Annotated in this window: 10 protein-coding genes; 9 read left to right on the top strand and 1 reads right to left on the bottom strand. The window is 36.6% G+C overall.

Features of this window, described 5'->3' with window-relative positions; all coding sequences use genetic code 11:
- Positions 1-8: 8 nt before the first annotated feature.
- The 8 genes from FN924_RS01065 to FN924_RS01095 all read left to right on the top strand — a co-directional run bounded on the left by FN924_RS01065 (position 9) and on the right by FN924_RS01095 (position 10,001).
- On the top strand, positions 9-614 hold the full coding sequence (locus FN924_RS01065) for an anti-sigma factor family protein (RefSeq protein WP_143891678.1): 606 nt from the start codon (positions 9-11) through the stop codon (positions 612-614).
- Between the two features lie 236 nt (positions 615-850).
- On the top strand, positions 851-1,672 hold the full coding sequence (gene cdaA / locus FN924_RS01070; RefSeq protein ID WP_143897069.1) for a diadenylate cyclase CdaA: 822 nt from the start codon (positions 851-853) through the stop codon (positions 1,670-1,672).
- A complete protein-coding gene (locus FN924_RS01075) occupies positions 1,665-2,909 on the top strand; it encodes a CdaR family protein (RefSeq protein ID WP_143891679.1) in 1,245 nt (414 codons plus the stop codon). Before cdaA ends, FN924_RS01075 begins: the two co-directional genes overlap by 8 nt.
- A gap of 59 nt (positions 2,910-2,968) precedes the next feature.
- Complete coding sequence (glmM, locus tag FN924_RS01080; RefSeq protein ID WP_143891680.1) at positions 2,969-4,315, top strand: phosphoglucosamine mutase; 1,347 nt, start codon at positions 2,969-2,971, stop codon at positions 4,313-4,315.
- Between the two features lie 510 nt (positions 4,316-4,825).
- Positions 4,826-6,631 carry a glutamine--fructose-6-phosphate transaminase (isomerizing) gene (glmS, locus tag FN924_RS01085; RefSeq protein WP_143891681.1) on the top strand — a complete coding sequence of 602 codons (1,806 nt, stop codon included), beginning with the start codon at positions 4,826-4,828 and terminating at the stop codon, positions 6,629-6,631.
- A 1,145-nt stretch (positions 6,632-7,776) separates the two neighbouring features.
- Positions 7,777-8,754, top strand: coding sequence for an HD domain-containing protein (locus FN924_RS01090; RefSeq protein WP_143891682.1), 978 nt, complete (start codon positions 7,777-7,779; stop codon positions 8,752-8,754).
- A 531-nt stretch (positions 8,755-9,285) separates the two neighbouring features.
- Positions 9,286-9,387: a metallophosphoesterase gene (locus FN924_RS19645; protein WP_323368647.1), complete on the top strand. Its 102-nt coding sequence runs from the start codon at positions 9,286-9,288 to the stop codon at positions 9,385-9,387.
- Positions 9,366-10,001 (top strand): metallophosphoesterase family protein, encoded by a 636-nt coding sequence (locus FN924_RS01095; protein WP_228409633.1) that lies wholly within the window; start codon positions 9,366-9,368, stop codon positions 9,999-10,001. The genes FN924_RS19645 and FN924_RS01095 overlap by 22 nt, the downstream gene beginning before the upstream one ends.
- A 133-nt stretch (positions 10,002-10,134) precedes the next feature.
- Here FN924_RS01095 and FN924_RS01100 read toward each other — a convergent pair whose 3' ends face one another.
- On the bottom strand, positions 10,135-11,277 hold the full coding sequence (locus FN924_RS01100; protein ID WP_143891684.1) for an MFS transporter: 1,143 nt from the start codon (positions 11,275-11,277) through the stop codon (positions 10,135-10,137).
- Between the two features lie 103 nt (positions 11,278-11,380).
- Between FN924_RS01100 and FN924_RS01105 the strand changes: the two genes are divergently transcribed.
- Positions 11,381-12,256, top strand: coding sequence for a LysR family transcriptional regulator (locus FN924_RS01105; RefSeq protein ID WP_158633897.1), 876 nt, complete (start codon positions 11,381-11,383; stop codon positions 12,254-12,256).
- Positions 12,257-12,328: the final 72 nt, after the last annotated feature.

The following is a 12,328-nucleotide window of genomic DNA, read 5'->3' on the forward strand; positions in this document are numbered from 1 at the left end:
TGAATACCGTGGAATGCAATAAAGAAGCTATTAAGCTTATGCACAAATATTTAGACCGAGAGTTAAGTCAAAAAGAAGAACAAGAACTTCGCGCTCACTTGCAAACCTGTGAAAAATGCCAACATCATTTTCATGATTTAAAACGGACGGTAACTTTGTTAGAGAGCACTAGTACGATTCAAGCACCGTCCAATTTTACAGCAAAGGTAATGGATAATCTTCCGAAAGAAAAGAAACGGGTTAGCTATATGAGATGGTTTCGAGCACATCCAGTCATTACGGCTGCTGCCATTTTCTTCATCCTAATGTTTAGTAGTGCATTTTCCATGTGGGATGCTGATGGTCAAGTATTTGTATCGAATAAAGAAAACCTCATTATTCAAGACGGGACAGTAATTGTTCCAGAAGGCGTTACGGTTGATGGAGATTTGAAGGTGAAAAATCTCGATATAGATATTCAAGGAAAGGTTAACGGTAACGTTACCGTTATAAATGGGGACCATCTAATGGCCTCTGCAGGTCAAGTAACGGGAGAAATTAAACAGATTAATCAAGTATTTGAGTGGATGTGGTATCATATAAAGGATTTTGCGGAAAGTGTATTTTCCTTTTAAATAGTTCCACCTAAAACCTTTGCTATCCTGCAAAGGTTCTTTCTTTTTGCATAATGAATTCTCTTTCCTTCGTGATATATCCTCTCATTATTGTATAGGATATTATTATGGTATAATAGGAAAAGTCATACTTATAACGAATGTTTAAATGGTGTTGGAATTTGTTCTCCAGCTATTTCAACATATTATCATAGAATAGGAAGAGGAAACCATGCTTAAAAGGAAGTGTAACCATGCTGTTTGATGGGGGTTTGGATCTATTAGATTTACTTAGAATAGGTGTCGATATTGCCCTTGTCTGGTATGTTCTATATAAATTAATTGTATTGATTAGAGGAACAAAAGCGATCCAGCTTCTTAAAGGAATATTTGTTGTTTTAGGAGTCTGGTTTTTGAGTGGGATATTTAATTTGACTACGGTAAATTGGCTAATGTACCAAGCTATTCGCTGGGGGTTTATCGTTATTATTATCCTTTTCCAGCCCGAGCTGAGAAGAGCATTGGAGCAACTAGGTAGAGGTAGCTTCTTTGCTCGAAATACGAAGTCAGAAGAAGAAATCCTCAACCGAAATATTGAAGCGATTACGAAATCTTGTAATTATATGGCAAAAAGAAGAATAGGTGCGTTAATTACGATTGAAAGAGATACAGCTCTTGGAGACTATATCGAGACGGGAATTCCAATCAAGGGTCAATTAACGAGTGAGTTGTTGACAAATATTTTTATACCGAATACTCCTTTACATGACGGGGCGGTAATTCTAAATAAAGAAGAGATTGTAGCAGCAGCATGCTACCTACCATTATCCGAGAGTCCGTTTATTTCTAAGGAACTTGGAACACGACACCGTGCTGCGATGGGAATAAGTGAAGTAACGGATGCCTTAACGATTGTCGTTTCCGAGGAAACTGGTCATATATCATGCACTAAAAACGGAGAACTACATAGAAATATAGACCAGGATACACTCGTTGAATTATTACGGAACGAGTTAAATAAAACGATTAAAGCCCCTACCTCAAAAGGCTGGAATTGGAGGGGAAGAAAAAATGGATAATTGGTTTAAAAGCCGATGGGCGATTCAAATTGTTTCCTTAGCATTGGCTTTATTACTATATGTTTCAGTAAGTTTAGATGAAAATGCTAACGAAGCCGATCGATTTGATGGCCCGTTTTTTGGCGGATCTGAGCAAACACAAAAAATTGAAGATGTACCTGTCGATATCAAAATTGATAATGAAAAATATGTCGTAAGTGGCGTCCCTCAAACTGTAACCGTTACACTAGAGGGACCTACGGACGAATTACAACCAGCTGCTATTCAGCAAAACTTTGATGTGTATGTAGACTTAGAAGGGCTAGAGCCTGGGACCCATACCGTAAAAATGCAGCATTCAGGTATATCAGATGGTTTAAATGTTTATATTGAACCTAACAGCGTAGAAGTCGTGATCGAAGAAAAAGCGACAGAAGAATTTAATATTTCTATCGACTATTTGAATACAGAACAAATCGAAGCAGGTTTTGAACTGGCTGAAGCAACTGTTGATCCTAAGACAGTTCGTATCACAAGTGCAAAAAGTGTTGTCGACCAAATTGCAATTGTGAAGGTATTTGTTGATGTAGCTGAATTGGACGAGCCAATTGTAAATCGAGAAGTACCAGTTAAAGTATATGATAGTCAAGGAAATGAATTATCTGTCTTAAAAGAGCCAGAGACCGTGGAGGTTTCTGTTGATGTAAAGAACCCTAATAAAGAAGTTCCTATCCGGGCAACGACGACAGGAGAATTATCGGAAGGCGTGACCATGAAAAACATCTCTGTTGAGCCGGAGGCAGCTACTATTTTTGCTGCTGAAGATTATTTAGAGGACTTGTCTGAACTTACAACAGAGGAAATCGACTTGTCTAAAATAGAGAAAGATACAACGGTTGAGGTCGAAATTAAGCGTACTGATGCAATGCGAAGAATTTCACCAGAAAAAGTAAAAGTTAAAATTGATGTCGATCGTACCATCGAGAAGAGTTTTTCAAATGTACCTATCGATGTAAAAAATTTGCAGGATGGCCTTTCACTGTCATTCGTTGAGCCTACTAGTAATCAATTGGACATTACGGTTTTGGGACCGGAAGATATCATCAATGACTTAGATAAAACTCAATTAAGTCTATCCATCAATGTATCAAATCGGGATGCAGGAGAATATGAATTACCAATCACGTTTGACGGTCCAAAGAATGTGCAATGGAAATCCGAGACTGACCAAGCGGTCGTGCGTATAAGAGAAGATTAGTGTGGATGGTGACTACCATCATTCACCTAAGCAGAAGGAAGTAAAGGAGAGGTTACATCATGGGAAAATATTTCGGGACTGACGGAGTCAGAGGAATAGCAAATAAAGAGTTAACACCAGAGCTTGCTTTTAAACTAGGTAGATTTGGTGGTTATGTCCTAACCAAACATACGGAAAAACCGAAAGTTTTAATAGGACGAGATACAAGAATATCAGGCAATATGTTAGAAGGTGCGCTAGCCGCAGGTCTTTTATCCATAGGGGCAGAGGTTATGCGCTTAGGCGTAATTTCCACTCCTGGGGTTGCCTTCTTGACGAAAGCAATGAGTGCAGAAGCCGGTGTAATGATTTCAGCTTCACATAACCCTGTTGAAGACAATGGAATTAAATTTTTCGGGCCTGATGGATTCAAGCTGACGGATGAGCAGGAAAAAGAAATTGAAGACTTATTGGACATGGATGAAGACACGCTACCACGACCGATAGGAGGAGACATTGGTCAAATAAGCGACTATTTTGAAGGTGGCCAAAAGTATCTTCAATACTTGAAACAATCTGTTGATAATGAATTTACGGGCATACATATAGCATTGGATTGTGCACACGGTGCGACATCTTCTTTAGCTCCACATTTATTTGCGGATCTGGATGCGGATATCTCTACAATTGGTACTTCCCCAGACGGATTGAACATAAACGATGGGGTTGGTTCTACACATCCAGAGACGATGCAAGCTTTTGTGCTAGAAAAAGAAGCGGATATTGGGCTTGCGTTTGACGGAGATGGCGATCGTTTAATTGCAGTCGATGAAAAAGGAAACATCGTGGATGGCGATCAAATCATGTTCATTTGTGGTAAGTTCTTAAACGATAAAGGTCTGTTACGCCATAATACCGTGGTTTCAACCGTTATGAGTAATATTGGCTTTTACAAAGCATTAGAGGCAAACGGAATGAAGAGTAATAAGACGGCTGTTGGAGATCGTTACGTCATGGAGGAAATGCGTCGCGGAGGATATAATCTAGGAGGAGAACAGTCCGGTCATATCATTTTCCTTGATTACATTACAACAGGGGATGGAATGCTAACCGCCCTTCAGCTAGTGAATGTGTTAAAAGAAACAGGAAAAACCTTGTCAGAGCTAGCTAGTGAAATGGAGAAGTTCCCCCAAGTATTAAAAAATGTACGAGTAGCCGATAAGAAGGAAGCTCTCGTTCATCCAAAAGTAAAAGCGGAAATTGAACAAGTGGAAAAAGAAATGGAAGGACAAGGGCGTGTATTAGTTCGACCATCTGGTACAGAACCGCTCGTTCGTGTCATGGTAGAAGCACCAACCGAAGAGGCATGCCACCAGTATGTGGATCGTGTCGTTGATGTAATTATTAAAGAAATTGGAACTGTATAACGAATAAAAGTACATGCGTGAGCAGCACATCTATCTCTGCTCACGCATATTTTTATAGTATTAAGGTATCCCAATCATTCTGACAGATGGTTACAATATTTTTACAGAGTAAAAAAATATATTGTCAAAATACTCCTTTGTCGAGTAAAATAAGGGAGTTCCCTATTCTTTGCACATTTTTAACGACTAAAGAGTAGTAAAGAATGAGGGATAGCTTGATTCAAGAATAGAAAGGTGGATCGAAGTAAAAAGTAACTAAAAAGCGCCTGAACTATATTCCGTTCGGTGGAATACAGTTGACGAGGTGGAGGTTTATCGAGAAATTCGGCGGATGCCTCCCGGTTGCACACATCTCAACCGTTACGTTTTTATTCGAAAACAAAGAGGCGACTCTTTCGACAGGAATAAAAGCACTAGGTGTACACCCATGAGAAAGGGGCAAATGAGCGCCCCAGATAACTATAGAATGGATCGTTTATTTGCCCCTTATTTTAAGGAGGAAATAACGATATGTGTGGAATTGTAGGATATATTGGACAACAGGATACAAAAGATATTTTATTAAACGGACTTGAAAAATTAGAATACCGTGGATATGACTCTGCAGGAATTGCAACGTTAACAGATAACGGAGTAGATGTATTCAAAGTAAAAGGACGTATTGCAAACTTACGTGAAAAAGTAGGTCAAGATGATACCTTTGCAACGATGGGAATTGGTCACACTCGTTGGGCGACACACGGAGCACCTAGTGAAGAGAATGCTCACCCGCACCAAAGCGCGTCTGGCAGATTTACTATTGTTCATAATGGTGTTATCGAAAACTATGTACAATTACGCAATGAATACCTTGCCAATGTTAACCTTGTGAGTGAAACAGATACAGAGGTTATCGTTCAGTTAATTGAAACATTGAACAATGAGTTAAACGACGTAACCGCTGCGTTCCGGAAAGCAGTGTCTCTTTTACACGGTTCTTATGCTGTTGCATTAATCGATGCAGAAGATTCAGAAACCATCTATGTAGCAAAAAACAAAAGTCCACTTCTTGTAGGGCTTGGTGATAATTTCAACCTAGTCGCTAGTGACTCTATGGCAACATTAAGAGTTACGAATCAATATATGGAGCTACACGACAAAGAAGTTGTTATCGTAAAACGCACGAATGTTGAGTTACAACAATTAGATGGAACCGTTGTAGAGCGTGAGCCATTTACAGCAGAAATCGATGCAACAGATACCGAAAAAGGTACCTATCCACACTTTATGCTTAAGGAAATTGATGAGCAGCCTTTTGTAATGCGAAAAATTATCCAAGAGTATCAAGATGAAAATGATGAGATTAAATTAGATGCGAATGTTCGTAAAGCCATGTTAGGTGCGGACCGCATTTACATTATCGCAGCAGGAACGAGTTACCACGCTGGACTTGTAGGCAAAGAATTCATCGAGAAAATTGCCCAAATTCCAGTGGAAGTACATGTGGCAAGTGAGTTCTCTTATAACATGCCATTGTTATCTGAAAAACCACTATTTATCTTTATTTCACAAAGTGGAGAAACAGCAGATAGCCGTTCCGTATTAGTCCAAACAAAAGAATTGGGTCACCCAGCGTTAACGATTACAAACGTTCCGGGATCCACCCTTTCTCGTGAAGCAGATTACACGTTACACTTACATGCAGGGCCAGAAATCGCAGTAGCTTCTACAAAAGCTTATACTGCACAAATCGCAGTTCTAGCGATTCTTGCAGTAGACACAGCGAAAGCAAAAAGCCTTGATTTCAGCTTTGATCCATTACAAGAGCTTGCGATTGTAGCAAGTGTGATGGAAAGCTTAACCGATCAAAAAGAAACATTCGAACAAATTGCAAAAGACTTCTTCGCCGAAACAAGAAATGCATTCTTTATCGGAAGAAGCTCTGATTATAATGTCGTGCAAGAAGCGGCATTAAAATTGAAAGAGATTTCTTATATCCAAGCGGAAGGCTTTGCTGGAGGAGAATTAAAGCACGGTACTATCGCGCTTATCGAAGAAGGAACTCCAGTTATCGCACTTGCAACAGTAGGAAATGTAAACTTATCCATCCGCGGAAACGTGCAGGAAGTAGCGGCTCGCGGAGCAAACACTTGCATCATTAGTATGGAGGGCTTAGAACAAGAAGGAGATACTTTCGTATTACCTCACGTTCATGAGCTATTAACACCCCTTGTAAGTGTCGTACCAATGCAATTGCTTTCTTACTATGCAGCGCTTCACCGCGATTGTGATGTTGATAAGCCAAGGAACTTGGCGAAGTCGGTTACGGTGGAATAAAAGTATATATGCAGTTAATCTAATGTTATGTCCCTGTTACTTTCCACTTCCCCAAGCTAAAAAGTCGGTACCCACTGCTAAATAGTTGGTATCCGGAGCGGATGGAAGAGAGAAGAAAAAGAGCAGGCAGACCGTTATGTAAATCAATCGTTTTTTGAAAAAAACAATATAAAATTCGGGCTGGATCCAATAGGGGTTCAGTCCTTTTCTTTTGGCCAATATTCCCCCAACACCTTGTTTGATAGGGTTATAGTGTGTTCGTTTGTTTTTTATACCTTTTTCTATAACGTTCGATAGAACAAAGTGGGTGTTGAGAGAAGAGGGTTTTTGTGGCTCTTATTTCATAATTTTTTCTTATCTCTGTTCCCGTTCAGGGAACATCTATTTAACATTGTCCGAATATTCGATACAAGCTAGAACGTAAAAAAAGAGGGCGGAAATGGAAGTTTTGGGGGAAGAACATAATAACATTGAGAAGAGTGGGTGAAGCGTTGGCGGAGAAGGGGGGAAGGTGGATTTGGAGAGGGAAGAAGAAAGTAATAGGGAGATAGATATAGGTGATGGGGATTAGAAATCGTGAAGAAAAGTCTGAAAAACTCCATCCGATCTCCTTAATCTCATTGTGCTTTGTAAATCTTAGTCTCATTTCTCAATATTCATCACATGATTTTCGTCTGAAGCAATAGTGCTTTCCTTTGAAAAACTTAGCTGAAGCGAGGGAAGGGACTTTGTAAAACTTAGTTTTAAAGGACATGGTAGAGGGCAAGGGTTAAGGTAATTTGAAAAGGGGTGCTAATTAATGTAAATGTGAAATCACTGTTAGTTATTATTTCATATAATTTAATTATTAATTTGAAGATGAGGAAGAGTAGTTATGTTTATCTTATCTACAGATAGTTGACGATTTACTGGAAGTTAATTGGAGTTGATGGAGAAACAGTATTGACTTATGATATGGCACAAAATGATATATTGAAACGTATACTTAGCAGCTGAAAAAATTATTCTGTTGTCTGAAATCAAGATTATTAAAACAAAAACAGGAAAGAACCAAAAAGAAGGCGAAGTAATTTTTTGATGAACTAATGAATATAAGGCACAGTTCCTTAAATATGTTCGTGTTTTTAAAGCGAGGGGGAAAGCGTTTGATTATTTTAGATAAACTGTACGGAGAGTTTGAAGTAGATAAGGTATTAGAAGAATTAGTTTTAAGTAAACCAGTACAGAGGTTAAAGGGTATTCATCAGGGGGGAGCAAGCTACTTAGTTAATGGAAAATGGAATGTAACTCGATTCGAACATTCAATAGGAGTTATGCTTTTGATTAAAAAACTCGGTGGTTCCATAGAGGAACAAATCGCAGGATTGTTACATGATGTATCCCATACAGCATTTTCCCATGTGATTGATTTTGTGCTTGATAATAAAAATGAGGACTATCATGAAACAATTTATAATTCCGTTATTAAGAATTCTGAAATTCCTACTATTTTGAAGAAGTATGGTTACAAATATGAAGATATATTGCCTGATGATAAAAAGTGGACAATACTTGAACAACCAGCACCCGAATTATGTGCAGATAGGGTAGACTATACATTGCGGGATATGTTTGAATATGGACAGATATCGCTACGGGATGTTCACAAATTCTTAAGTGATTTAACTGTAGATGATGGGAAAATGTATCTTCAAAACATTGAAATTACTGAATGGTTTGTTAATACGTATTATAAAGAAGTAATAGACTTCTTCATGGATCCATTAAATATATATGGCTATGATATTTTAGCAAAAACATTGAAAGTGGCATTGGATAATAAAGTTATTTACTTTAACGATTTTCTTAAAGATGATAATGGGCTTATTCAAAAATTAAAAAAATCAAAAAGCGAAGAAATACAAATACTATTAGGGAATATACATCAAAATGTAAAGGTAGTAGAAGATTCAGTAGATTACGATTTATACCGTAAAAATAAGGTAAGACTAATAGATCCTTCAATTCTTTCTGGAAATAAGTTGATTAGAGCATCCGTCCTTTCCGACAAAGTTAAAGAGATGAACAATAGAGCATATGAAAAAGCAACGAGAGGCATGTACGTAAAAATAATCTCAAATTAAGAGTTAAAATTTCAACTAACAGGTACGTTAGTGATACAGATTTTCATACCGATTACCCAGTTGAGAAGAACTAATGAAAATCGTGAAAGATATACTAATCTCCAATAGGAAGGAAAGCAAACCTCTAAGGGATATGGAGTATTAAATGGTGAGGAAGATGCTATTAAATTTACTGAACATTGGAAAATCAACAAAAATGGATAAAAGCACCTTATTATAATTACAGATGGATTATTTCTTCCAAAAGAATGTGTGCCAAGAAGTGAAAGTTATTGGGATTATCTGGCCTACAGCATTTCTTCTAAAGGGATTAAACGGTATATGGATGACTTAATTGAGATTGTAGAATCCGATCCTGAGGTTTGAAATATCCGAGGTTTAAAAAGTCTGATGACAAAGCGGGAGTATTGATAACTTTTTAATGGCTTTTGTGACACAATATTTACAAGTGTGGCTGTTTAGTAGAAAGCTCATTGACTTATGGGGGAGTTAATGAAAAGTGGCTTCGTATGTATAGTTGATAGTGTGGAAATGTACAGGGTTGCAATAATTTCGGACATACATGGGAATATTTACGCATTAAATGCGGTGTTAAAAGATATTAAAGAAAAATATATTGCCTTGGTGACATGATTGGAATAGGGCCATTTTCCAATGAAGTTTTAGATGTTTTATTCGAAAGAAATAATGTTAAAATGATTACAGGAAATCATGATGAATCGGTCTTAGCACTTCTCAACAATGAACCTTACCCCGAGAGTCGAATCAACGTTAAACCACACCACGAATGGATTGCAGCAAGATTAAAGAAGGAACATATTTCTAATTTGGAAAACCTTCCCCGTATATTAAATCCTACTATCCATGAACATAACCTACATCTAATACATTATCCAATGAAACAATCCTTTAACGAAGATCATATAAGTGAAGACCCTTTTGATTTAACAGGTATGCCTTCACAAAAGAATTTTTCTGTTATAGACGGAATAAGTATCTTTTCATTGGTTTGTTTTGGACACGATCATAGCACACACCATTTTATTTGTAATAATAAAACTTTCTTTAACCCTGGCTCACTTGGCTGTTTTAATGAGCCTTTTGCTCGATATGGAATTATAGATATAAACAAAAATGGATTTAATGTTATGCCACAATATGTCCCTTATGAATTGAATTTTTATGTTAGTGAGTTAAGCAAAACATCCATACCCCGAAAGGAAATAATTCTTAATATTTATAGGTGAATCGCATTGGTTAATTATTTTGGGGGAATCTTTTAAAGTATGAAAGTGACTTTTATCGTTAAACAAAGGGAGATTAGTTACTTACCCACAAAACCTAATAACACTCTTGGTAATTTTTACTATTGTTCTCCTGTTAGGTTTCCATTTTTAAAAATAGTAAGTAATAAAAAAGAATAGCAATGGAGAAGACAGAAAAAATGAACCAGACGAAAGACGGTTGTAAACTATAAAGTAGCCATCCACCTAATACGCTACCTAATGGTCTGCCGATTCCATCAGATAATTTGCTAACTCCAAAATAGAGACCCATATTCCCAGATTTATCAGAGTGGTTTGCAATAGATGTTTCCATAATAGGTAAGATGATAATTTCTCCAATAGTAAATAAGATAATGGCCACGAATAATGCTATATAATTATGCAATAAAAATAATGTGAGAAAGGATAAAAAGATGGATGTAATACCAAGTGTTATGAAGAATTTTGGTTTGATATATTTACTCACTAATAGTCCTGCTGGATATTGTAGAACTAAACCCGTTATTCCATTAATTAGAAACAATGTTTGAATCTGATCTGTAAATTGCTTAGCGTATTCTGGTAAAGTTACAAATAACTGTGCAAATAAAACATAAAACATAAGCATAAAAGTCAATAAGTGTGTAAAGCTTTTATTTTGAAGAATTTCTGTTACGTGCTGAAGAGAGATTTTCCCGATTTTTGAAGTTTGTATAGAAGAATTAATGAATAAGACTAATAAAAAAGATCCTAAAAGATATAGAATCCCAGCCAAAATAAAAACAAAACTTAACTTTCCAGTCATTATTACTACACCTGATAAGATAGGCCCCAACAATAGTCCAGCATTAGTGGCACTTGCTCTTAAAGAAGAAACTTTAGCTCTTTCTTCGTATTTCGAGCTTTTCATAATAAGTGACTGTAAAGATGGGCCTGCAAATCCTCCTCCTAAACCAGCCAAAGAAGAACAGGCTATTAAAAAATAGTAGTTGGATACACAGCCTACACCGATGAACCCTATGCCTCTTATCATTTCACCTAAAACAGATATCCGTTTATATCCATAGTAGTCCCCAAGTGGGCCAAGTAGAAAAGGGGTTGCTTTTTGAGAAAAAATATAAATCGCAGTTAATGTACTTGCTTGTGTAAGGTTAATGCTGTGAATATCTGTTAGCAAAGGAAATAAAGGCATTGCTGTATAACCGCCAGTTGATAAAAGGAATATAAGAAATGCTAGAATGTACGTTTGCTTAGTCATATGAATCCTCCTATAATCAATAGTAATTAAAAAACAATAATTATAGAAACGAATTATTTCGATTATATTAATCAAAAAAATTAATTAATAGGAGGTGGAAGGTTTGGATTTTGAGCAATTAAAAACATTTGTCTCTCTTGCTAACAATAAGAACTTCACAAGAACAGCAGAGGAAATGAATGTTGTTCAATCAACCGTTACGGCAAGAATAAAATTGTTGGAAGAGGAAGTTGGAGAAACACTATTCATTAGGAAAACTCGTAATGTAGAAATAACTAATGCGGGAAAGACGTTTTTGGCTTATGCCATTCAAACATTAGAAATAATGAATGAAGGAATCAAGACTACAAGGATTAAATCAAACTTCAACAATAATTTGGTAATAGGCGGAATGAATTCACTTTGGGATACTCAAATTTTTGACCAAATTAATAGCTATCAATCTTGTAATCCCGAAACAGCGATACGTTTAATTACTGGACATTCAAAAGATATTATAGAGAAAATCCAATATGGTCTAATAGATGTTGGGTTTGTGTATAACCCTTCTTATTCATCTTTGTATAACATCTATACCATTAGAGAAGAACCGATAGTTTTAGTAGGCTCAGCACAGTTAGTAGAAAAACTAGGTTCAGTAACATCTGAGGATATAAAAAACATTCCTTTTATTCATTATAATTGGGGGACAGAGTTCTCTGAATGGTTTGAGATGGAGATAGGAAAGCATGAAACAATGCGATACAGAGTTGATCATACAGGAGTTGCTGTTCGTCTTATATTGAATGGAGAAGGTATTGGATTTATGTTCGAGAGCATAGTTGAAAAGTATGAAAGAGAAAACCTGATTTTTCGAATACCTTTCACTCCCCGAACAGCAATTCCCAAACGAAAAGTATTTATGGTAAGTTCCAAAAGCAAAGAGGAAAGGTTAAATACATTTTCACAATACATGATTAATAAGTGCAACGGATATTGAACAGTCAATCATAATTTATTTCAATAGTTAAAGAGTTTGTCGGGAGAATTTTAAATCAGTTTACTTGATATA

This window comes from Radiobacillus deserti (assembly GCF_007301515.1).
In the GTDB taxonomy this organism is placed as follows: Bacteria; Bacillota; Bacilli; order Bacillales; family Amphibacillaceae; genus Radiobacillus; species Radiobacillus deserti.

Excerpts from the sequence above, each read along its gene's own strand:
- FN924_RS01100 (WP_143891684.1), bottom strand. The coding sequence starts at position 11,277 with ATGACTAAGCAAACGTACATTCTAGCATTTCTTATATTCCTTTTATCA.
- glmS (WP_143891681.1), top strand. The coding sequence starts at position 4,826 with ATGTGTGGAATTGTAGGATATATTGGACAACAGGATACAAAAGATATT.
- FN924_RS19645 (WP_323368647.1), top strand. The coding sequence starts at position 9,286 with ATGTACAGGGTTGCAATAATTTCGGACATACATGGGAATATTTACGCA.
- FN924_RS01075 (WP_143891679.1), top strand. The coding sequence starts at position 1,665 with ATGGATAATTGGTTTAAAAGCCGATGGGCGATTCAAATTGTTTCCTTA.
- glmM (WP_143891680.1), top strand. The coding sequence starts at position 2,969 with ATGGGAAAATATTTCGGGACTGACGGAGTCAGAGGAATAGCAAATAAA.